At 32.2% G+C, this 22,121-nt stretch carries 25 protein-coding genes; 13 read left to right on the top strand and 12 right to left on the bottom strand.

Annotation, left to right across the window (positions count from 1 at the left end; genetic code table 11):
• The coding region (locus tag MTBBW1_RS28320; protein ID WP_186441214.1) for a hypothetical protein at positions 1–449 on the bottom strand (449 nt) is incomplete at its 3' end.
• 825 nt (positions 450–1,274) lie between these two features.
• Between MTBBW1_RS28320 and MTBBW1_RS29495 the strand changes: the two genes are divergently transcribed.
• The 10 genes from MTBBW1_RS29495 (at position 1,275) to MTBBW1_RS10975 (ending at position 9,731) form a co-directional block, all read left to right on the top strand.
• Positions 1,275–1,679 (top strand): type IV pilin protein, encoded by a 405-nt coding sequence (locus MTBBW1_RS29495; protein WP_080803340.1) that lies wholly within the window; start codon positions 1,275–1,277, stop codon positions 1,677–1,679.
• Between the two features lie 306 nt (positions 1,680–1,985).
• A complete protein-coding gene (locus MTBBW1_RS11015; RefSeq protein ID WP_080803336.1) occupies positions 1,986–2,381 on the top strand; it encodes a type IV pilin protein in 396 nt (131 codons plus the stop codon).
• Between the two features lie 102 nt (positions 2,382–2,483).
• Positions 2,484–3,200: a hypothetical protein gene (locus MTBBW1_RS11010; RefSeq protein WP_080803333.1), complete on the top strand. Its 717-nt coding sequence runs from the start codon at positions 2,484–2,486 to the stop codon at positions 3,198–3,200.
• Positions 3,197–3,958, top strand: a complete 762-nt coding sequence (locus MTBBW1_RS11005; RefSeq protein WP_080803330.1) for an ABC transporter ATP-binding protein — start codon at positions 3,197–3,199, stop codon at positions 3,956–3,958. The genes MTBBW1_RS11010 and MTBBW1_RS11005 overlap by 4 nt, the downstream gene beginning before the upstream one ends.
• Before the next feature lie 23 nt (positions 3,959–3,981).
• Complete coding sequence (locus MTBBW1_RS11000; RefSeq protein ID WP_080803328.1) at positions 3,982–4,749, top strand: hypothetical protein; 768 nt, start codon at positions 3,982–3,984, stop codon at positions 4,747–4,749.
• Positions 4,750–5,119: 370 nt separating this feature from the next.
• Positions 5,120–6,379 (top strand): tetratricopeptide repeat protein, encoded by a 1,260-nt coding sequence (locus MTBBW1_RS10995; RefSeq protein WP_139786737.1) that lies wholly within the window; start codon positions 5,120–5,122, stop codon positions 6,377–6,379.
• A gap of 5 nt (positions 6,380–6,384) precedes the next feature.
• Complete coding sequence (locus MTBBW1_RS10990; RefSeq protein ID WP_139786736.1) at positions 6,385–6,837, top strand: tetratricopeptide repeat protein; 453 nt, start codon at positions 6,385–6,387, stop codon at positions 6,835–6,837.
• Between the two features lie 199 nt (positions 6,838–7,036).
• Positions 7,037–7,990, top strand: coding sequence for an ArnT family glycosyltransferase (locus MTBBW1_RS10985; RefSeq protein WP_186441213.1), 954 nt, complete (start codon positions 7,037–7,039; stop codon positions 7,988–7,990).
• A gap of 11 nt (positions 7,991–8,001) precedes the next feature.
• A complete protein-coding gene (locus MTBBW1_RS10980) occupies positions 8,002–8,619 on the top strand; it encodes a hypothetical protein (RefSeq protein WP_080803314.1) in 618 nt (205 codons plus the stop codon).
• Between the two features lie 41 nt (positions 8,620–8,660).
• A complete protein-coding gene (locus MTBBW1_RS10975) occupies positions 8,661–9,731 on the top strand; it encodes a DUF354 domain-containing protein (RefSeq protein WP_080803312.1) in 1,071 nt (356 codons plus the stop codon).
• 17 nt (positions 9,732–9,748) lie between these two features.
• Here MTBBW1_RS10975 and MTBBW1_RS10970 read toward each other — a convergent pair whose 3' ends face one another.
• The 11 genes from MTBBW1_RS10970 to asnB form a co-directional block, all read right to left on the bottom strand.
• Entirely contained in the window at positions 9,749–10,837 is a 1,089-nt protein-coding gene (locus MTBBW1_RS10970; RefSeq protein ID WP_080803309.1) for a radical SAM/SPASM domain-containing protein, read from the bottom strand.
• Between the two features lie 5 nt (positions 10,838–10,842).
• On the bottom strand, positions 10,843–11,736 hold the full coding sequence (locus tag MTBBW1_RS10965; RefSeq protein WP_080803306.1) for a class I SAM-dependent methyltransferase: 894 nt from the start codon (positions 11,734–11,736) through the stop codon (positions 10,843–10,845).
• 12 nt (positions 11,737–11,748) lie between these two features.
• Positions 11,749–12,501 (bottom strand): lysylphosphatidylglycerol synthase domain-containing protein, encoded by a 753-nt coding sequence (locus MTBBW1_RS10960; protein ID WP_281255636.1) that lies wholly within the window; start codon positions 12,499–12,501, stop codon positions 11,749–11,751.
• Positions 12,502–12,792: 291 nt separating this feature from the next.
• Positions 12,793–13,413, bottom strand: coding sequence for an acyltransferase (locus MTBBW1_RS10955; RefSeq protein WP_080803301.1), 621 nt, complete (start codon positions 13,411–13,413; stop codon positions 12,793–12,795).
• Entirely contained in the window at positions 13,410–14,030 is a 621-nt protein-coding gene (locus MTBBW1_RS10950; RefSeq protein WP_186441212.1) for a class I SAM-dependent methyltransferase, read from the bottom strand. Before MTBBW1_RS10950 ends, MTBBW1_RS10955 begins: the two co-directional genes overlap by 4 nt.
• Before the next feature lie 174 nt (positions 14,031–14,204).
• Entirely contained in the window at positions 14,205–14,981 is a 777-nt protein-coding gene (locus MTBBW1_RS10945; protein WP_080803295.1) for a class I SAM-dependent methyltransferase, read from the bottom strand.
• Between the two features lie 168 nt (positions 14,982–15,149).
• The gene (locus MTBBW1_RS10940; protein ID WP_222424041.1) at positions 15,150–15,434 is read right to left on the bottom strand and encodes a type II toxin-antitoxin system HicB family antitoxin; all 285 of its coding nucleotides are present in this window, start codon (positions 15,432–15,434) and stop codon (positions 15,150–15,152) included.
• On the bottom strand, positions 15,434–15,625 hold the full coding sequence (locus MTBBW1_RS10935; RefSeq protein WP_080803758.1) for a type II toxin-antitoxin system HicA family toxin: 192 nt from the start codon (positions 15,623–15,625) through the stop codon (positions 15,434–15,436). Before MTBBW1_RS10935 ends, MTBBW1_RS10940 begins: the two co-directional genes overlap by 1 nt.
• 86 nt (positions 15,626–15,711) lie before the next feature.
• Entirely contained in the window at positions 15,712–16,035 is a 324-nt protein-coding gene (locus MTBBW1_RS10930; protein WP_080803293.1) for a nucleotidyltransferase family protein, read from the bottom strand.
• Between the two features lie 20 nt (positions 16,036–16,055).
• Positions 16,056–16,976, bottom strand: coding sequence for a glycoside hydrolase family protein (locus tag MTBBW1_RS10925; protein WP_186441211.1), 921 nt, complete (start codon positions 16,974–16,976; stop codon positions 16,056–16,058).
• Between the two features lie 266 nt (positions 16,977–17,242).
• Entirely contained in the window at positions 17,243–19,093 is a 1,851-nt protein-coding gene (asnB, locus tag MTBBW1_RS10920) for an asparagine synthase (glutamine-hydrolyzing) (protein ID WP_080803287.1), read from the bottom strand.
• Between the two features lie 161 nt (positions 19,094–19,254).
• Here asnB and MTBBW1_RS10915 point away from each other — a divergent pair, with 161 nt between their 5' ends.
• The 3 genes from MTBBW1_RS10915 (at position 19,255) to MTBBW1_RS10900 (ending at position 21,915) form a co-directional block, all read left to right on the top strand.
• Positions 19,255–20,262, top strand: a complete 1,008-nt coding sequence (locus MTBBW1_RS10915) for a glycosyltransferase family 2 protein (protein WP_080803285.1) — start codon at positions 19,255–19,257, stop codon at positions 20,260–20,262.
• Positions 20,259–21,176, top strand: coding sequence for an Rpn family recombination-promoting nuclease/putative transposase (locus MTBBW1_RS10910; protein ID WP_080803282.1), 918 nt, complete (start codon positions 20,259–20,261; stop codon positions 21,174–21,176). Before MTBBW1_RS10915 ends, MTBBW1_RS10910 begins: the two co-directional genes overlap by 4 nt.
• A 463-nt stretch (positions 21,177–21,639) precedes the next feature.
• Positions 21,640–21,915: a hypothetical protein gene (locus MTBBW1_RS10900; protein WP_080803276.1), complete on the top strand. Its 276-nt coding sequence runs from the start codon at positions 21,640–21,642 to the stop codon at positions 21,913–21,915.
• Positions 21,916–22,121: the final 206 nt, after the last annotated feature.

Below are 22,121 nucleotides of genomic sequence, written 5' to 3'. Positions count from 1 at the left end.
AGCTGCCGCCTTAAAAGAGAACCATCATTATGATGAAAATCCAGATCATTTAAAATCTCATGCTCAAGTCTGTCAACTTTATCAATTACAGGTTTGACCATGGTACGTCTATCCCAGGCAATATACCCAAACAGAGCTACTATCAAAGTTATAATAGAACTAAAAAAAGCAAGCATGGTTGAATTTGAATCGTCCATTCTTTTCCCAAGTGCTTCCTGCCCTGCTTTCATTTCAGCTCTCAGTGATTCCTGATCCGATTTCATTTCAGCTCTAAGATCTGACAACCTCACTGAAAGTGCTTCCTGACCCGCTTCTAATTTAGCAAGCTTTTCAATGATCTCTCTATCTGATATGCGAGGTGCCGGCTCTACTGCAAATGAATAAAATGGTATTAAAAAATGTAGAAATATCAACAAATATAATATAAAATTTATCTTATTAATTTTCATGTTTTTCTCTCTTCGTTTTTATCTCTCATTAAAAAAAATATACTAAAATTTAATTAAATGACTATTTTTAAATAATTCTATAAGATCGGTCAGGTTTTATTATAAATGATGACTCTTCCCTGATGATTACTGTTTTATTTTTGTTCATGCCATGTCAATTTCATACCATAATAATATACACATCTGATTATACATATACAATATATTCACAAAATAATGTTAATATTTCCATACATCCCTTTTATCTCAATATTCTCAATACCAATATACTTTGCAAAAACACGACTTTTTTTTGTCGTATATTTACCAAAATGTGTTATAAAATCACACTAAAGAGCAGGCTATATACTATAAATATTGAAGCGGGCAGATATTTAATTACAATGGATATGGTATTGAGATTTCAATGCTCACACAGATTTATTTACCAGTTAAAGCTGTGCCATTCATCCTCTACAATAAACAGGATCATCCATCAAAAATCTTTTCCTCGGGTATTCGGTATATATATTGCAATTTTTTGTTGAGTATTCTTTTTTGATAAGGCATGAAAGCACCAATAAGCTCATTCTGTCAAATTGCAGGGGAAACTACCGCAATATTAAAATATATTGAATGGGAATGGATTTAGTATTGAAGATGCAGGAACATCTATTGAGCTTGTTTTTTATATTGGAAATTAGGATTATTTGCCAAAGGGTGTAAAATTTAATATCAAACAAACTCTGCCCATATAAGAAAAGGCGGAGTTTTCTTTATCGTTATCATTTATCATAAATCAACCAATCAATATATCCAGAATCAATATATTTTAAGGAGGATGCTATGAAAAAATTCAGCAAAAGGCTTAAAACCATCAGAGGCTTTACTCTGATTGAGTTAATGATTGTTGTCGCAATTATAGGAATCCTTGCTGCCATTGCAGTTCCTAACTTCATGATATATCAATGCAAAACAAAACAGACTGAAGTAAAAACAAATCTTTATAGCATCTCAACACTTCAAGAGACATATTTTATTGAAAATGATATATATGCAAGCAATCTTAATAATATTGGCTTTCAGCTCATGGGTGGCACTGCACGATATAATTATACAATAACAGCCGGTGGCACATTCACTGGCTTTACAGCCCAGGGAACAGGAAATATTGACAAAGACGTAGCAATTGATGACTGGAGAATAAATTCAACAAGCAATCTGAGTGCTTCTAATGATGATTGTGATTAAATGAAAATAACTTTTTAGATTATCGACATCATTATGATGACAATTATTGTTATGAGCTTTATATTTATTGTCAGCTTTTCAATAATTCGAATTTCATTAAACTTTTATTAATGACCTAATTTTATTTGTTTAAAATATTCACCATAAAAAATTTTCCTTGAAACTAAGCTAGTTGTGTAATAGCAATATTAAATTTTAAAATTTTAATATGTTTTAATCAAAGCATGGTATAAAAAATGCTTTGACTATTTTACAAGTCGAAAGAGTATTTGACTAACTTTAACGAACTTTTTATGGGAGGTATTTATGAAAAAGCTTTTCAAGAAATCAAGCGGTTTTACATTGATTGAGCTCATGATCGTTGTTGCAATTATTGGTATCCTGGCAGCCATTGCTATTCCTAACTTCATGGATTATCAGTGCAAGGCAAAACAGACTGAAGCTAAAACAAATCTGGGTAACATTAGAACTCTGCAAGAAACATATTTTGTAGAAAATGATCGCTATGGTAGCACAACAACTATTATTGGATTTAGTAACGATGGTAATAGTAGATATGCATACCAAATGAATGCTGCTACAACTGCAACTAACTTCCTTGCTTCAGCAACCGCTAATCTTGATAGAGATGCTTTAGTGGATACTTGGTGGATGAACCATCTTAATAGCTTAAGTGCTCCAAACTCTAATGATTGCCAGTAATATTTAACATTTTTATTACTATCCTTGTTGTAATATTCCTACTATCGCAAGGATAGTAATACTGTTTAAAATGATTGCCTTTGAGCTAAAAACCCAATTTATATGCAAATAAAAATTAAAAATTATCATCTTGCAAATATAATTTTTGCATTTTTTTTATCCCTATCTACAGCAACCTACCTCCAGACACATTGGAATTCAAACAATAAAGGAATCTATGGCTCTTGTTCAATATGCGAAGCCAATTCTTTAGATATTGCAAGAATACCATTACCTCCAGACTTATCCTTTTTTAATACAATTTTTCCAGCCAACAAAGATTTTATTGCTGACCTGTTATGGCTGAAAACAGCATATTTATACGGCAATATCACTAAACAAGGTGCAGGTTATGAGTATTTGACTTTTTACCTTGATACAATAACAAGTTTGGCATCTAAATGGAAATTTCCATATATCTTCGCTGCTGTCATAATTACATTTGAAGGAAATCTAAAAGAAGATGGATATTATTTTATAGAAAAAGGCATAAAAAATTTGCCTGACGAATGGAAGCTATGGTTATATAAAGGCTATTATATATGGAAAGTTAAAAATGATTATAAGCAGGCATCCCAAATATTTGCAGAAGCTTCTAAGAAGAAAGGTGCACCAAAATATTTTGCTGCTGTTTCCACTACACTGGCAATGAAATCTGGCGATGATGATTTTGCAAAGAGGCTTGCACTGGATGTTATAAACACATTGGATGATCAAACTATTGTCAACCGTATTCTAAAAAAGATAAACAATAAAAAAGACGAAAATTCAGAGCAATGAAAAATCAGAACGATGATGATATCATTTTAAACTGGCAGAATGTTTCTTATTCAGCCAGATCATCTTTTGGGACTAAAAAAATTCCAATACTTCACAATATTAATATCCAACTAAACAAATCCACAACTCTTGCTTTAATCGGCTCTAATGGGGCAGGCAAAACAACGACACTACTCCTGGGAGCTGGCGTATTACGACCAACCTGTGGTAGTGTTTTTTTATATAATACTCCTGTGTCTGATATCCCTGTAAAAAAAAGATTAGGCTTTTTAGCAGAAATTCAACATTCATATAAAAATCTTAAATTAAATGAATGGTTGTCTATGCTTGGGCAACTATCAGGTATTGAGAAAAAAACATTAACAAAACGTATTGACATATTAATTGATTTACTTGAGCTTAAAACCCTGTATAAAAGAGGCCTTAAAACATTTTCAAAGGGGCAACTTCAAAGGGCGAGCCTTGCACAAGCTATTCTACATGACCCTGATGTTCTTATTTTAGATGAACCAATGAGCGGACTTGATTCATACTGGAGATATCACTTTACTTCATTTTTGAAATATTTTAAAAGTAAAGGTGGTTCAATCATATTCAGCTCCCATGTTCTTACAGATATTGAAGAAATTGCAGACTATGTAGCTTTTATTGAAAAAGGGACTATAAAATGGAAGGCTGATGTATCTGATTTTGCAAAATTCATTCACCACAGCAATATTAGAAAAGATTTTAAAAGGTTGGAGTCTGTTACCGTATAATAAATAATAGTTGATTACAAAAAATGAAAATTACAGCAATTGCACTTACAGTTTATAAAGAAGCTATTAGAGATAAAATAGTTGTTATTTTAATTTTTGCATTTATTTTGATTTTGGCTTTTTTCCATATTATGGGAAAAGTGTCCATAAACGGAGATCGGCTGATTCAAACCGCAGGTCTTTATTGTTTTGGGATATTCGGAATTTTATGTAATATTTATCTTAGCATTAATTTCATTCAGGAGATAAATTCCAAAAGATTTTTTCTTATACTTGTAAGACCGGTTTCTGCATTTCAGTTTGTATCTGGTAAATGCCTGGGCATGTGTATTCTTTTATTAAATATATTCTTTTTAATGTCGGTCATATGGATAGTATTATTAATGAGTAATAATATAAAAATTAATCCTTTATATGCTCTTACTCTTATGTTTATTTTTGCAGAATGGATGATAATTGCCTTTGCTTCTCTATTTTTTTCACTTTTTACAACCCCCCTGGTTCAAAGTCTTATAGTTACTGCTTTTTATTTTGTTGGGCACCACTCATATGATATTTACCTTTACAGCCAAACCAAAAACATCCAGGCAATAATGAAAAATATATTGACAGGGATATATTATGTCATACCTGATCTTGAACTTCTTAATTTTAGATATTCCTTGATTTATAATGAAATAATATCATTTGAACAAATTTCCCACGCTTTATTAATAACATTAGCATGGCTATTTGTTTTTTTCACAGCCTCTTATATAGTTTTTTATATGAAAAGGGCTATTTATGCTTAAAGATACTGTCAATATGAGCATTGAAAATCAAAAAAGTCATCGTTTAATTATATTTATGTTATTTGTTTTTACTGTAATTATATACAGTAATTCATTTGATGCTTCATGGCATTTTGATGACACCAGCAATATCACTGAAAACAGCAGAATGCAGCTTTCAAAAATTACATGGGATAATATAATTAATGTATTTTACGCTGCTCCCAATAACCCTGATTACCTGTATCGACCTGTGGCGTCTCTTACACTGGCTTTAAACTGGTATTTTGGAAAAAACGCAGTCTTTGGTTATCATATTGTCAACACTTCAATTCATATTATTACAGCCATTTTTTTATACTTTGCTGTTCTTCAATTATTTCGTACCCCGGTGTTAAAAAAATATGATGAAAATACAAGAATTTTTACAGCAGCTTTAAGTGCCTTTCTGTGGGCAATTAACCCTGTTCAGGTTCAGGCAGTTACCTATATTGTTCAGAGAATGGCCTCGATGGCTGCCATGTTTTATATAATTGCTATTTTTTATTATCTTAAAGGAAGATTAGATTTTTCAAAAAAAAGGCAAGCATTGTTTTTTGCTATTGCACTGCTTTCATATTTATTATCTTTTGGTTCAAAACAAAATGGGATCATGCTCCCTTTTGCACTATTATTAATTGAAATTTTATTTTTTAATTTTTCCATAAAATTCCCTTCTACTAAAACTCAATGGTTCATCCTTTTATTAGGACTTTTCACTATTTCATTGATTTTGTTCACAGAAATATTCGATCGTATAGATTTTGATCATCCAGAACAAAGGGCATTTACAGCAGGCCAACGTTTTCTGACTGAATTCAGAGTAGTAATATTTTATATATCTCAAATCTTGTATCCAATAGCTTCAAGATTTTCAATAGTCCATGATTTTCACATTTCAACATCAATACTGAATCCACTATCCACTTTTTTTTCTATACTATCCATTATATTTCTTATCGTTTTTGCAGTTATGTTAAGAAAAAAAAGCCCTGCTTTGACCTTTGCAATACTATTTTTTTTTCTAAATCATATAATAGAATCAACCTTCATACCCCTTGAAATTGTGTTTGAACACAGGAACTATTTACCGTCATTATTTTTATTTTTTCCGATATCAATCGGATTATATCAAGTATTAAATTACTACAAACAGAAGAATAAATTTATTTTTTTTAGTATTTCAGGTTTTATTACTTGCCTTATAATACTTACTGGTTTTTCAACCTACATAAGAAATTTTGACTGGGAGACAGAAGAGTCCCTTTGGCTTGATGCCATGAATAAAGCACCTGAAAGTGCGAGAGCTTATCAAAACTATGCAAAGGCTTTCATTGATCGTCATGAGGCAAATAAATCTGCAAACAATGCCATATATGACTACTATTTTAACTTGAATCGTGAATCACTTGATAAAATTGTTGTTTCTGCCCATGTAAGAAGGGATTTTGTCGCCTATAGTAACATGGCAGCCGCACGAAGTTCACAAAAGAACTTCTCTGATGCCCTGTTTTATATAAAAAAAGCCCATGAAGTATTTCCAGGAAATAGTAAATCAATATCATCCCTTGCAAAGATGTACTTGATGAATGGGGATGAAAAAAAGCATTGACAGTAATGTCAAGCATTAAAACTGAAAAAAGCGATTATCTTAATTTATATGCATTAATGCTTATAAAAAATAGTTATTTTGATCGAGCAATTGAGCTATCTAAAAAGATTATTAGTAAAGAACCTGATAATTATTTTGCTCTGTTTCACCTTGGTGCTGCCTATCGTATGAAACAACAATATGATAAATCTAAGCATTATTTAAAACATGCCATAAGAGTTTCCTATGGAAACAGCATACTTGCATATATTAGTCTTCTTGACACTTGTTTATTCTCTGAAGATGTAGATTGTATGGATAAATATGGAAAAAAATTATTATCAAATTTTACATTAATACGGATATTAGATCAGCTAAAAGAGCTTGAAAAAGAGAATCTGACAACACCTATAATACAACAATCTGAAATCTATCTATACTTGAAAAAATTATCAGATGAATATTATCAAAAAATCTGAGGAAAAAACAACCAATTTATACAAAAAAAGTAAATATGATAAATATTTACTGCTTATTCAATTTTTATTTTTATTATTAATCATATTATCAGTTTTTTTTATATCCTTTGTCCCTCCCGTAAGCCGTGATGCCCTTGTCCATCACCTTGCCGTCCCCAAGATCTATCTCCAGCATGGAAAAATAGTGGAACTACCGTGTATGTCCTGGTCATATTACCCCATGAACCTTGACATGCTCTACATGATTGCTCTTTATGCAGGATCAGACATTATCCCAAAATTTATCCACTTTACCTTTGCCCTTCTAACTTCATGGCTGATATTTTCCCATCTTAAAAAAAGAGAGATCCCAACCAACCTTGCCCTTGCAGGTTCACTTTTATTTATAACAATTCCTGTGATCATAAAGCTTTCCATAACTGCATATGTGGATCTTGGACTGATATTTTTTTCAACAGCATCATTGATATCATTACTCAACTGGGCTGATAATGGATTTAAAATAAAGCACATTATCATATCAGGAATATCCTGTGGCCTTGCCATGGGCACAAAATATAATGGCCTGATAATATTTATGTTAATGGTGCTTTTTATTCCCTGGATATATTCAAAAAAAATCAATTTCTTTAAAAATGATCTCTACAAAAAAGATCAAAAACCTGCTTTCCATTATCTGGCACCCATTAATGCCATGGTAATATTTTCCCTGGCAGCTCTTATATTGTTTTCACCATGGATGATTCGAAATATCATATGGAAAGGCAACCCACTATATCCACTTTATCAAAACGTTTTTCCTTCAAAAAATGACAATGTATGCCCTGTTGAAAAAGCAGTGTCAGATATGGAAGAAAACAAGCCTTTCAAATTTGGTACACTACTCTATCGTAAAATGCTGTATAATGAATCCATTGTTGATATTATGATGCTGCCCGCAAGAATTTTTTTCCAGGGTGAAGATGATAATCCCGCTCTATTTGACGGTAGGCTTACTCCGCTTTTATTCTTTCTGCCTTTTTTTGCTTTTTTCAAAACCGGAACAAAAACAGATAGATATCAATATGAGAAATATTTTTTCTTTTTTTTACCATATTTATTTTGCTGTTTGTGCTATTTACCACTGTATTCCGCATTCGTTATTTTGCAGTAGCAATTCCTCCATTGGTTATACTGTCAATTTATGGAATAGATACAATAAGATTAAAGCTTTTATGTGTATCTGATAAGATTGATAAAAGATTGCAACCAGCAAGATATCCGGGAGGAAGCAAATGGTTTGCTAATATATTTATATTGTTATGTGTACTATATACGTTAAGCTCCACAATCCTTTATCTGCACAAGCAGTTTCAGGAAGTTAGACCTTTAGATTATATAACCGGTAAACTGTCAAGGGATGAATATATAAGTTTATACCGTTATGAATACCCTGCTTTTAAATTTATTAATGAACATACTTTAGAAAATTCAAAGGTTCTCTTTTTCTATCTTGGCGGAAGAGGTTATTACTGCGATAGAGAATATATACCGGATAACGGGAATTCTTTCCCTATGCTACACCATTTTATTGAGATTGATCCCAGCGGCACCCAATTAATGTCTTTTTTAAAAGAAAACGGCATTACCCATTTTCTCATTTTCAACCACTATTTTATGCAGCATATGGGACAAAATCAAAATAGAGAGAATTCTTATCAACTTCAAAAATTTATGCTAAACTATACAAAAAAAGTTTTTGACCAAAATGGTTTTGCAGTTTTTAAAATTGCACTGTCTTAGTTCTAAATAATTTTTCAAAAGCTAAAGAAGGATTACTATTAATGAATATTTTTTTTAATATAAGCCATCCAGCCCATGTACATTTTTTCCGAAACACCATTGCCAACTTGAAAAAAAGAAACCATAATATCATAGTAGGAGCAAGAAAAAAAGATATCACCCTGCAGCTACTTGATCAATATGGTATTGACTATATTCTTTTAACAAAAAAAGGCTCAGGAGCTTTATCCCTTTTGCTGGAACTCATGACTCAACAGTTAAAACTTGCACATATAATTCAAAAATATAAAATTGATCTCATGGTTCAGTTATGTGGTATTTTTAATGCCCCTATTGGAAAGCTTATGAATATCCCAACTATAGCCCTGTCAGACACTGAAATAGCAAAAATTGATAATTCCATATCCTTTCCATTATCAACCCATGTCTTTTTAACTTCTTGCTTTGACCATTCAATAGGTGGTTCATGGAAAAAACAGGTTCACTATCCAGGCTACCATGAGCTTGCTTACCTGTCACCCAAGTATTTTAAACCTGAAAAAGAGATTGAAAAAATAGAAAAAAGATTTCTTGTCCGCTTTGTGAGCTGGGAAGCAGCACATGATATTGGGGAAGAAGGTTTAACCCTTGAGCAAAAATTAATACTAATTAAAATTCTAAAAAAATATGGAAAAGTCTATATTTCCTCTGAATCACCCCTTCCAGATTCATTAAAGCAATATGCTTTTTCACTCCCTTTTTCAGAAGTACATCAATTTATGGCAAACTGTGATCTTGTACTCGGAGAATCGGCAACAATGGCATCTGAAGCTGCGTGTCTTGGAGTTCCTGCAATCTATATATCTAATACTGAAAGAGGTTACACAACTGAGCAAGATAAAAAATATGGAATAATAAAATATTTTAAAGTTCATCAATGGGAGGAAATATTAAAATCGGCTGAGCTTTGGGCATCATCGGATTTGAGGGAAGAGTGGAAAGAAAAGAGAGCAGCCATGTTAAGGGATAAAATTGAGGTTACTGATTGGTTAACTGATTTTATTAATCATTATCCCCAAGATATCAAAACAAGTTATTCATTTGAAAAGTATGTAATTAAACGGTTTACATAAAGTTTGAAATAACTTTCTTACCCAAGCAGTCTTACCGCTTTTTTCACAAAATAAGGAAGTTGTGTAATCATGTGCCGTGGTGAAAATCTTATATTGTCTTCAGCAAAACAGGAAAGCCAGCAGGAAGGACATTTTTTGAGCCTTATATCTCTTCTGACCTCTTTAGCTCTTTCACTCGTCCAAAGTTCAATCAAAGAATGACCGGACAAAACATTGCCAATTACAGCATTTTTTCTCATCATATTGCATAAGGAAACATCACCATCAGGCAAAATAAATATTTTATGATGTCCCACAATACAATCTAAAGGGTGATATTTATCCTCAAGATAATAATTCTTTATGGCTTTTAAATATATTTCAGTATTATTCATTGGCTTACTACAAAGCACATCAATAGTTTTGTCAAGTTTATGTAAAAAGCCCTTTGTCCTGTATAAATTCCTTAATTGCCTATTATCAACATTAAAACCTTGAAATTGAAATGCTGTAACTCTATACGTAAAGCCTTGTTCAATGCAAAAATTCTGTAGTAATGGAAGTTCATCTAAATTATCTATGGTCAAAACACTTCCAACTGAAATTTTGTTATAGCCTCTATGTTTAAGATCCATAATACCTTGTTTTACTCTGCTGAAACCATGGGATACGCCCCGAATAGATTCATATAAATTATCATCAAAAGCATCAAGGGAAATCTGAATTTGCATAGGATTTAAATTTAAAAGTTGATCAATATATCTGTCCATTACCAGCCCATTAGTATTGACAGAAATTTGCAATCCTTTTTGTTTTGCATAATGCATTATTTCAAATGCATCTTTACGTGTAAAAATTTCTCCATCAGCAGTAAAATTAATTATTTTTATGCCGGATTCTTTTAATTGATCAATAACTTCAAACCAATCTTTAGAAGTTAATTCATCGTGGAAATTTTTGTTCTTCCAATACTCGCAAATCTTACATCTTGAATTACATTTTTTTGTTAAAAAGAGACCTGCTACCGACGGAGATACTGGTGGTATATCTTTTTTAAAACCCAAGGGTATTGTTATATGATTAGTCACTTCTCTGTACAAAAAAGTATTTTTTGGTATATACTTCATTGTTGTTAATCCCACTTTTTTAAAATATTTATTGCAAAACCCTCAATTGAGTAATTAAAATCATTTGTAAAAATTTCAGATTGATTTTTAGATGCTATTGCAAAAATATCATTTGATATTAATAATTTTAATGGTGTTAGCAAGCTTATTTTATATAGCAATGAAATTAAAGGTTTGTTTAACCAATTATAAAGTTTTCCCCTTGAGTCGTTTAATGGTTCTTTTAAATGCCACTGTGCCTGCTTAAGTATTAAATCAGAAAGCCATATTTTTGAATAAAATCCTGCTTTATCTAATGTTTTATGTAAGTGAACAATAGACATTTCATTAATATGAATCTTTTTTTCTTTTTCTGTTCTTGGATTTTCAGGTAGGTATGGCATTAATAACCTTAACAATTTGCCATAGGTAATATCGTATAACCATCTATTAGGCAAGGTATGGATCACAAGATAACCAGATGGTTTTAATAATTTTCTGCACTTCCTTAAAACATTGTGCAAATCAATATCATTTAAATGCTCAACAAAATCGAGTAAAAATATTCGATCATATTCTGATTGTTCGTTAATATCTTCTATATCACCGCATAAAAATTTCATTAGTGCTTGTTGAGCAGAAGAGTGTTTGCTTTTGGCTGCTTCGGCTATTTTAATAACATCAGAACTATAATCAACTCCTACAGCTTGAATACCGTTACGTGCACAATATAAGACAACTTCTCCTCGTCCGCATCCAACATCCAACGCCTTCATGCCATGCTTAAGCTTTGCTATTTTGATACTTTCAAGGATTCTCGGTCTTAGATTTTGTCCTTTAGTTTCTATAAAAACTTCAGGGTTATCCCATCCCCATGTTTGTTCAATCCATTCTTTGTCGTATTCAATACTGGAAGTCATGTTTTTATGAATTCATTCTTTTATATTGTTAGGAAATATTTTTTTAAATACAAGTGAAAAAGTAATTACTATAACTGCGATCGCAAATTGACATGTTCTGAGTAGAATATACACACTTATAACTACACTACTTGATATTCCTATGGTTGAAAAAATATACACCGCAGAAACTTCAACTGTCCCGATTCCAGCCGCTGAAATGGGTATGTAACCAACTAACGTACACATTATAGGAATAACAAGAGCATCTTGCCATGAAATAATAACATTAAATGATTTAAAAGCTATATAATAGGTTAATCCGGTAATTAAAATTTTTAATATGGTTCCAAGAATATTTTTACAAATAGCTTTTTTATTTAATATTATCTCAACAAATATATTTTTTTTGTCAAAAATAAAACTATAAAAATACTGAGATTTTGTTTTTGAATAAAACAATATTAATATGCTCAAAGCAGAAACGGAAATAAAGAAGAGAAATATATAAGAAATATTAATTGACAAGTATATAGAAAAGCCAAACAACGTAATTAGACAATAAAAACATAATGTTATTATTTTATCAAATAAATATACTAAAGTTGTATGTTTAACTGATATTTTATTTTTTAATAATAAAATAAAACTGGCATCTCCAACTTGCCCAGGTGCTATTAAGCTCAATGACCAGCTATATAAATATCTTTTTAAAAAAGATAAAAATGAAATTTTTATAAACGTATTAAGCAATATATATAAATTAAAAGTTCCGATCATAAATATTGTAAAAAGTAAAAAAATAACTCAAAGATAACTTCAATATTGATTGAAGAAAGTAGTGTTATTGATTTTTTTAAATCAATAACAAAAATAAGAGAAATAATTATTAAAATTGAAGAAATTATTTTTATTTTGTTAAAGATTAGTTTTTTAGATATAACCATTTGACAGGATAATTCTTTATGATTAAAAGACTAATAAGAATGAATGTATATTTTAAACTTACACATTGTAAGAAAATATAATATTAGTACAAATTTGTCATCAAATTAAGAATACTATTTTAGAAAATTCTTAATTAGGAATTTTTTTTATAAATTGGGCTGGGATACCAGCATAAAAACTATTAGCTGGAATATTCTTTCTTATTAGAGAACAAGCTCCAATTACACTGTTTTGACCTATGAAAACCCCCTTGCAAATAGTTACATTAGTGCTTATCCAAACGTTTTTGGAAATATGAACTGACTCTTTGGGAACGCTCTGGTTATCTAAATCTCTACGTTTCGCAGAAAGATGATGTGCAGATGAATCTACAATATAAGCATCAGCGATATTACACCAATCTTCAATTATTATCCTATCAGAACATTGAAGTACAGTTCCGCTTAATCCAACATTATTACCAATCTTTATAAAAGCATTTGAAGTTGTTGTAATCAAAGAAGTCTTTCTGAATATTTTTGACGTAAAAAAACAATTATCTCCAATTTCTACTTTACCACAGCCAGAAAGATTAAAAGAACCATATACTCTAAATAATTTTCCAATTTTAACTTTCTTTCTGAGACAAAAAAATAATATTTTATAAAAATAACCATTTAATAGTGCTATAGTTGCTGGTAAAATTAAATGAGGTTCTTTAAAAGCTCGTTGTAAAATATATTTAAAATATTTATTGTGTAAATTTTTCATTTAACTAAATATACAATATGATGCCAACCAATAAGTTTACTCAAAAAAAGATATATTCTTTTAGGAACTAAAGAATAAGCTTTACCCCAACCTGCACCAAAAAGATACTCAATATCAATATTATAATAGGAAAAATCAGAACACATACTTCGTATCTCATTTTTGGAAAATCTTTTTGTTATTGGTGAATCATCACCTTTTGTTACATTTTCAAACCCTTTGCCAGTAATTAAGTGAGCCAAATTATTTAATGACCACTTATTATAGAGCATTATTACAGCTCTGCCTTCAGGCATCAAAACACGATAAATTTCTTTGATAGCACGATCAGTATTTAATGTATGATGCAAAACACCAAAAGAGTAAACCGCTCCAAAAGAGTTATCATCAAAAGGTAATTTTTCAGCATTGCCATGAATAAATTCACCTTGCATGTCAAACAAAGCAAATAATTGTTCTGCCAATGCTAAATGTGCTTCGGTGATATCTACCCCTTTAACATTAAATCCGTGTTTGGCAAAAACAACCGTATCTGTACCCATTCCACAACCAACTTCAAGGAATTCTTTTCCAAGGCTATCTTTTAAAAAAGAAATCATTTTGGAAAAATAATACATATACTTCCGTCTTTCTCTCAAAATACTTTTTGCTGCCACGTACAACATTTGGGTATTTTTTTAAATAAATTTCATTATTTAGTTGATATGTCCAAAATTCGCTTGTTTTTTGGAATATTCCATTAGATTGATTTAGATTATTATTATAATGCATTTGTTAATATCGACCTTCAGTTATTTTTTGCAACAAACAATAAACACCCCTGCCCCAAGCTCCTCTGGTCTTGCACTTTGACCTATCAAGGAAATAATATTCAATATTGGAAAAGCAAAAGCATATAAAACCTTATTCTTTTTTTGTGCTTTTGTAATCATATAACTGATATTGTTTGCAAGGGTTTCCATAAAACCATAAGTGTATCCGGATATATCAATACAAAACCCGGCTTTTATTACTTTTTCTTTAATATCTTCGATTTCATATCCATATCTAACATGGGTTGGCACATAAAAATTAAGACTTTTTTTAGAGACAGGGTATCTTCGATATAAAGCTGGAACATGCAGTACAAGAATCCCATCTTCTTTTAAAGCATTGAAGAGCTTCTTCAATGCACTTAAATCATCTTCAATATGTTCAAGAATATCCACACAGATAATTAAATCAAAACATTCTTTTTCGTTCATGGTTTCAATATCTGTATTTTTGAACAAAACATTTTGATATCCAGCTCTTACAACTATTGCCTCTGAAATACCAATCTCTTCCGGATCCAGGTCAAAACCTGTAACTTGAGAATTTTTAAATTTTCGAGCAAGTTCAAAGGTCAAAACTCCTGAACCGGAACCTGCATCAAGGATATTTTTATAATCACGGTTTTTTGGAATCAAGGAAAGAATATTACGGCAGCGGATACGAAGTCCTACGATAGGCATTCCAAATAGAAATACATAAAGTTTTTCAAGCAAAGATATAGATGGGTTGTAGATTTGTTCTTTTCCTAAAAACACTATTTTAAACCTTCTTGAAGATGCAATGAAAGCCTAATCTTCATTTTTTAATATTAAAATATCTGAATATTTTGAGACAAAATAGCCAAAGCTTTAGCAACAAATGACTTAGTTTTTTTAGGTGATAATCAACCATGTATTGTAATTTGCACTACAAGCCCCTCGGTATTAAGCCGTTAAATTATTAACTGCTGACACCTTGTTAAGATCATTACCCGAACATAATTGGAATTTTTCTGGATACTTTTTACCACTTGTGGATGGTGGCAACATCCGACCGTCTTTTCTATATATTTCAATCCATTCATCGACTATACGGCAGAGTTGACTATATACACTTTTTTCGTTGTTTCCATGGCAACACAGACCAATCCATCCTGGCACAGAGCCAACGTAGCAATTATCCTCATCTGACCACTCGACAATTTTCAAATAACGATCTCTATCTTTCATTACCGGACCTCCTCAATCTTCTGCTTGACAGTTTTTTCCTGATAAGGTTTTGCGTCATCGCCAAGTTTACCGGAAACTGTAACAGTAATTCCTCTCTCATGTAAAAAATTTCTATGGCTACCTCTTCCACCTCGATTAACAAATCCAGCTTTTTCAAGATCTTTTATAAGTTGACGTATCTTTTTTGGCATAATTAACATTTATAAGGTCATTTAGACTTGACATATCTGAGAAACGCTTTTCAATCAACTCAATGGATTCAAGAATAATGTGTAAATTATTTAAAATAAATCCATTTAACATAAATCACTCCTTTCTTTATATTTTCTCCAAAAAAGCTATTATCAGATTCATTCATTCTAATTATTTCAACTTTCTTTTTAAACTTATTTTCAAGATATACTTGCAATCCGGCAATATATTGAAACCGCGGTTCTATTAATTCCACTAAAATATCAATATCACTATCTTCAAATTGTTCGCCCTTTGCATAAGAACCAAATAACCCTATCTTGATGACGCCAAATTTTTTATACAAAAAAGGCTTTTGCTTTTTAATAAAGTTTATAATATTTATTTTAGAAAAATTATGCTTTTGCATATTTATATAAGCAATCTTTTTTATTTTACATGATATATAAAATCAGCCATAGCTCTACCCATCCAAGCATTACACCAACGCATCAAAGAATAATTCCATTTCCAAAAACGCCCCTTTCTGTATATGAACTCACATCTTTTTTTGTTGTACAGATTCTTTACTGTCCAGTCCAGTACTTTTTCTGCTTCTTTTATATATTCTGGAAAAATAGTCGATGCCTTGACAAAGGAAATTACTCCCTGTGCTGATCCATGTATATCAAAAGGGTAGGCTTTATTATTCATCCATCTTGGAGCACCATTTGCTTCAAACAAATTGACACGATAATACTCAAGACTTTTTTTATATGTCTCCATATAACGATCATCACCGGTTTCCTGATAAAATTCAACAAGCCCGTCAATGATACCGCCAGTATGGTAATTATCATGTACAATTAAAGACTTATTACAAGGAAATGTATAATACCATGCGTTATATTCGGTTTTTCTGTTAACTGTATAATTGATTAACCTTATAGCAGATTCTTTAATGTTATCCTGTTTAATGTGCTTCCATAATTTTATTAAAAAAGCACCAGCAAGCACCTGATTGTTTAACACAACTGCATCTACATCTCTTAGCACATATGCAATAGCAAGTTCTTCATCATTATCATGGAGTACTGGAAGGTCACTCAATATAAATTTACCAACAGAAGTAGCAGCATCAAGATACTGCTGTTTGCCTGTAACTCTATAGGCATGGATAAAGGCTTCTCCTGCAAAAACAGAGACCACAGTATTTGGTTCATATTTTTTTTGAAGAAATATAGGACTTTGCCATATAAAATTATAGCCCCATGCAAGGTTGTTAGCTCCTGAACTGGGATTATTTAATAACCATGCAAGCAATTTTTCGGCTTTATCAAGGTAAGCTGACTCAAGGGTTTGTTGATACAAAAAAAGATATGCCCTTGCAAAAAGAGCTATTCCCTTTGGATTCCTTGAAGTTTTCACCTGAAGATGTGGGCGTACATGAAGCGGAGATTCTTTTACAAGTTGGGTAAATATTAAACGAAGCCATTTGTTGTCAAAGGATAACTTTTCAAGAAAAGGGCTATTTAAAGCATCAAATTTGCTGAATCCCTGGTAATTGTTATTTTCAGCAGAATCAAGAAGGTCAATTAGTATTTTTCTATCACAGTGCATAGTTAACCATTCATACATTATTGATTATATTGAGATTGGTTCATTAAAAAAATGTCATGCCACACAGCAAGCTGATTAATTTTCCATCTATCAAATCCTGAATATGGAATTTTGTCATAATCCTTTTTAAAAACCGTTGGAAAAATTTTGCAAAGTTTTTTATAATTATCATCAGTAATTTTTTGCCATTTTATATCTTTCATCCATGCTTCCCCCGGAGTACCAAAACCTATTTTATCTTTTCTGTTGGTAATTTCTGAAGTTGTATAATCACTTAGTGCTTTTTTCTGAAGATATTTTGTTTCACCATCTTTTATTTTAAGGTAAGGAGACACGCCAAGCAAAAATTCAATTAATCTGTGATCTAAATAGGGAACCCTTGCTTCAAGGGAAAAAGCCATAGAGTTTCTGTCTTCCATTCGAAGCAGATGTTCGAGTTTAAACTGAAAATGCCTTACAAGACTTTGATTTAAATCAGAGGCATCAAAAAATTTATTGAAAATTATTGACTTGTTAATCCTGTTATAAAAAAAATCTTTTTTAATATATGGCAAAGTTCTTAAAAGCATTTTTTTTCTTATTACATCAGGCAATATTTGAAATACAAAAGTTTGATAAGCTGATATATGTTGCTTGCGTTTTATACTTTTAAGTAATTCAATTAAAAATAATTTAATATCTCTTTTGCATAGCAAATCATAAAGGTTAAATCCATGAAAATATTGATAGCCTGCAAAATTCTCATCCCCTCCCTGACCATCAAGCAAAACAGTTACATGGTTTTGTGCCGCTGTTTTCATAACTTGATACTGTGAAAAAAAAGAAGGATTGGTTGTTGGTTCATCATTCATATAAACAAATTCTTCAAGCTGAGAATAAGCCATATCAGAATTGGGAAAAGTAAAATAGGAAGAAAAAGGGTATTTAATCCTTAAATTTTCAATGTAGGCTGATTCATCAATGGGATGCCCTGGAAAAGAAGCCGTAAAGGTAGGGTAATCTTTAGAAAGATTATGGTATTTATAAAGAACTCCGAGTAAAATAGAAGAATCAAGCCCACCACTTAAACAGGTTCCAACTGGGACATCACTTCTCATTCTAAAATTAACAGCTGAAACAAAAATATCATGAACTTTTTCACTAATATAATCCAATTCCAACTTATCTTCAGATGAATCTTTTAAATAATCTTCTGGATTCCACCATTGATTCAAATTTAGCTTGCCTTCTGAGAAGTGTGCAAAATAACCACAAGGAATACGTTTTATTTCATTGTAAAAAGTTTCATCAAAAACATCTGTACGATTAAATACAATATAGTCAAAAACCGCTTGTTCATTAACAGATAAAGAGAGTTCAGGGATTGACCACAGAGCCTTAATCTCGGATGCAAAATATAGCTTTGAATTTTTTATGGAATAATATAGAGGCTTAATTCCAACTCTATCCCTTGCAAGAAACAGTGTATTTAAATGCGTGTCATATATGGCAAAAGCAAACATACCATTAAAAAGATGAAGGCACTTTTCACCATAATGCTGATATGCTTTGAGAAGCACTTCAGTGTCTGTCTGGGTATTAAATTGCCATCCTGTCTTTATTAGCTCTTTTCTTAACTCAATATAATTATACACCTCGCCATTATAAACCATGACATAACGCCCATCATCTGAATAAAACGGTTGATGACCAGCACTTGACAAGTCAATAATTGACAGGCGTCTATGAGCAAGCACACATGAATGATCTTCATATATACCTTCATCATCGGGTCCTCTATGTTTGAGAACCATATTCATTTTTTTTACATTTTTTATATCGCCTGATATAATTTTCTGCTTGTGAAAAATACCACAAATTCCGCACAAATCATGACATCCTTAATTTAAGATTATATTGTAAGATCGAGGCATATGATCGATGCATATTTCTTCCATTTTTAAAGCTGTTCTGCTATTCTTTAAAAAGAATACCCCAAGATATTGCATAAAGCAATACACAATAGTTTTTTATCAATAAGGACACAACTATGTATAAAAATAAAACAGTTTGCGTAGTAGTCCCCTGCTACAACGAAGAGACCCAGATCAAAAACGTAATAGAGACCATGCCTGAATATGTGGACAAAATCATCACCATTGATGACAAAAGCCCTGACAACACCATAGCAGTAATAAAAAAATGCCGGCAAATCAACCCGAAAGTTGAGCTTATCGCCCTTGAGGAAAATGAGGGAGTTGGCGGAGCAATTACCGCTGGCTACAAATGGGCACGGGATAATGATTATGACATGGCAGTGGTCATGGCAGGGGATGGTCAGATGAACCCGGATGATCTTCCGGCTCTCCTTGATCCCATAGTTGAAAACAGGGCAGACTACACCAAGGGCAACCGCCTTTTCACCGGTGAAGCCTTTAAAAAAATCCCCAAGGTACGCTATTTTGGAAACGGTGTACTCTCCCTTTTAACCAAAATTGCATCGGGCTACTGGCACATTGCCGATTCCCAGTCCGGCTACACAGTCATAAACAAAAAAGGTCTTCATGCCATTGACTGGGACAGGATGTACAAACGCTATGGCCAGCCCAATGATATACTTGTACGCCTCAATGTGGAAAACTTAAGGGTGATGGATGTACCTGTGGAACCTGTCTATAATGTGGGTGAAAAATCAGGCATCAAGATCCACAGGGTGATTTTTACCATAGGGTGGCTTCTTGTTAAACTCTTTGGCTGGCGTATGAAGGAAAAATATATGATCAGGGATTTTCATCCTTTGGTATTTTTCTATCTCCTTGGCGGTACCTTTGGGGTGATTACATTCTTTCTCTTTTACAGGCTTTTTGTGGTGTGGCTCTTTGCAGGGCACATACCACCTATAAACGCTTTGTCTGCGATGTTTTCATTCATGAGTGCAAGCCAGTTTACGCTTTTTGCAATGTGGTTTGACATGGAAGCAAACAAGGATCTTAAGGGTGTACCAAAGGCTTGGGGGAGTTGCAATCCAGAGCCAGAATTTCCAAAGGAAATTTCATGAAGATTAAATTGTACAATGACATTGTTTTCAAGTGGATATTTGGTCGCCAGGAACATACAGGTCCCCTCATATCATTTTTGAATGCAGCCACAGGAACTCCTGGTAAATTTTCAGAGATAGAGATATTGAATCCATTTGACCTTTCAGAGCCATTCAAAAACGAAAAGCAGGGTATTTTAGATATTCGTGGGCTGGAAAGTTCAACAAAAGAGTGGTTTGATGTTGAAGTTCAGGTTGTGTGGAATGAGTTTTATCCCCAGCGATCCAAATACTATCTTGCCGGTATGTACAGGGATCAGTTAAGCAAAAATTCCAGAACAAATTACCATAAACTGAGACCCTGCTATGGCATCCATATCCTTGTGGAGAACATGTTTGATGATGGGAGTGACTCAGATTTCTGGTACAATCATTTTACCATGCTCAACACCAGATCCTTTAAGCCCCTGGCCAATCACTGGCACCTGTATTATATTGAGTTAAACAAATTTTTGAGCTGTTTGAATAAAAAGCCAAACGCAAAATTGGAGACAGAACTTGAGGAGTGGAGTTATTTTCTTGGCAATATCCAGGATAATGACACCCAGCTTGATAATCTTCTCAATCATAATACAGCAATAAAGGAGGTATATAATATGCTTAAAACCTTTACCAAAGATGACAGATTAAGGGAGCAGTATCGACTTCGTGAAGAATTTTTAAGGGTGCAAAGTACAGAGAGAGAACTGTCAAAAAAATTGAAACAGGATTATCTCTTTATCACAAGTGCCTATAAAAAGGAAAAAGCAGAAAAAGAAGCAGCTATAGAATTGATAAAAAAATCAATTGCTTTCATGCACAAAAAGGGCAGTTCACCGGAAGAGATAGCTGAAATATTGAATATCCCTCTGGAAGATGTTTTGAAATACTCCTGATCATTACAGTTTTTTTATAACGGCCATGGCAGAGCCATCTGCCACAACGAAGCATGAAAGTCCTATAGATCCTTAAAAGACGGGGACTTTCTTATAAAACGGTCATAGCAGCCATCCAGCCACTCCCTAATATAAAAAATTGTATCCATTTCCACGGTAAAAAAGAAGGATATGTCATGATATACTCTTTTGTAATAATATTGCTAAAATAATCAAGAACGGAGGTATATTTGACAAAACAAAACATTAACACCGGGCATCCAAAATCCAATATCCAATATCCAATATCTCCCATGATCATAATTTCAAGAACCTGACAATAGACTTTCCTGAAGAATCATTACAATTTATATTCCCTGAAGCATTAAAGGAATGGGGGAAAATAAAAGAAATAACTTTTGTACGCCAGGAGCCAAAAAAACATCATCTCACTGATGCAAATCTTTCCCTTGATATGCCAATTATGTTCCAGTTTGAAAATAAAAGATTGCTGCTCTGGCTTGTGGAATTTCAGGAAGACAAAGGGAATTTTTCCATCTACAAATTGATGCGATATACCACAGATCTTATGGAACTTCATCCTGAAGCTGTAGTGATTCCTGCTGTGTTGTTTACTGACAGAAAAAAATGGCGTACAGATGTAATGAAAAAGCTCGAAAGCAAAATGGCTGATCGAACTTTTGTTCATTTTGAATATATATTCTGCAAGCTGTTTGATTTCAATGCCGCATATTATTAGTTTCCTTTAAGGAATTCCCCCTCTCCAGCCATGGAGATGGGGTTAGAAGGTGAGGTGATTTGACGATTTTTAATGATGGGGTTTCCCTTTGAGTACACTTGAAACCTTTTGTAATTTAAAATAACTTATTACCGACACGATCAATATGATCCTTAAGGTCACAATTCTCAATGGAATTATAGTCCACAATATCAACTTCATAAGGC

The sequence above is a fragment of the Desulfamplus magnetovallimortis genome, assembly GCF_900170035.1.
GTDB lineage: Bacteria > Desulfobacterota > Desulfobacteria > Desulfobacterales > Desulfobacteraceae > Desulfamplus > Desulfamplus magnetovallimortis.
This window is presented reverse-complemented; position numbering and strand designations above follow the sequence as displayed.

Bases quoted from the DNA above. Each gene is read 5' to 3' on its own strand.
- MTBBW1_RS29495 (WP_080803340.1), top strand. From the start codon at position 1,275: ATGAAAAAATTCAGCAAAAGGCTTAAAACCATCAGAGGCTTTACTCTG.
- MTBBW1_RS10910 (WP_080803282.1), top strand. From the start codon at position 20,259: ATGAAGATTAAATTGTACAATGACATTGTTTTCAAGTGGATATTTGGT.
- MTBBW1_RS10950 (WP_186441212.1), bottom strand. From the start codon at position 14,030: ATGTATTATTTTTCCAAAATGATTTCTTTTTTAAAAGATAGCCTTGGA.
- MTBBW1_RS10985 (WP_186441213.1), top strand. From the start codon at position 7,037: ATGTCCTGGTCATATTACCCCATGAACCTTGACATGCTCTACATGATT.
- MTBBW1_RS10990 (WP_139786736.1), top strand. From the start codon at position 6,385: ATGTCAAGCATTAAAACTGAAAAAAGCGATTATCTTAATTTATATGCA.
- MTBBW1_RS11005 (WP_080803330.1), top strand. From the start codon at position 3,197: ATGAAAAATCAGAACGATGATGATATCATTTTAAACTGGCAGAATGTT.
- MTBBW1_RS11015 (WP_080803336.1), top strand. From the start codon at position 1,986: ATGAAAAAGCTTTTCAAGAAATCAAGCGGTTTTACATTGATTGAGCTC.
- MTBBW1_RS11000 (WP_080803328.1), top strand. From the start codon at position 3,982: ATGAAAATTACAGCAATTGCACTTACAGTTTATAAAGAAGCTATTAGA.
- MTBBW1_RS10900 (WP_080803276.1), top strand. From the start codon at position 21,640: ATGTTCCAGTTTGAAAATAAAAGATTGCTGCTCTGGCTTGTGGAATTT.
- MTBBW1_RS10940 (WP_222424041.1), bottom strand. From the start codon at position 15,434: ATGAAAGATAGAGATCGTTATTTGAAAATTGTCGAGTGGTCAGATGAG.
- MTBBW1_RS11010 (WP_080803333.1), top strand. From the start codon at position 2,484: ATGCAAATAAAAATTAAAAATTATCATCTTGCAAATATAATTTTTGCA.
- MTBBW1_RS10955 (WP_080803301.1), bottom strand. From the start codon at position 13,413: ATGAAAAATTTACACAATAAATATTTTAAATATATTTTACAACGAGCT.
- MTBBW1_RS10935 (WP_080803758.1), bottom strand. From the start codon at position 15,625: ATGCCAAAAAAGATACGTCAACTTATAAAAGATCTTGAAAAAGCTGGA.
- MTBBW1_RS10965 (WP_080803306.1), bottom strand. From the start codon at position 11,736: ATGACTTCCAGTATTGAATACGACAAAGAATGGATTGAACAAACATGG.
- MTBBW1_RS10930 (WP_080803293.1), bottom strand. From the start codon at position 16,035: ATGCAAAAGCATAATTTTTCTAAAATAAATATTATAAACTTTATTAAA.
- MTBBW1_RS10970 (WP_080803309.1), bottom strand. From the start codon at position 10,837: ATGAAGTATATACCAAAAAATACTTTTTTGTACAGAGAAGTGACTAAT.
- MTBBW1_RS10975 (WP_080803312.1), top strand. From the start codon at position 8,661: ATGAATATTTTTTTTAATATAAGCCATCCAGCCCATGTACATTTTTTC.
- MTBBW1_RS10915 (WP_080803285.1), top strand. From the start codon at position 19,255: ATGTATAAAAATAAAACAGTTTGCGTAGTAGTCCCCTGCTACAACGAA.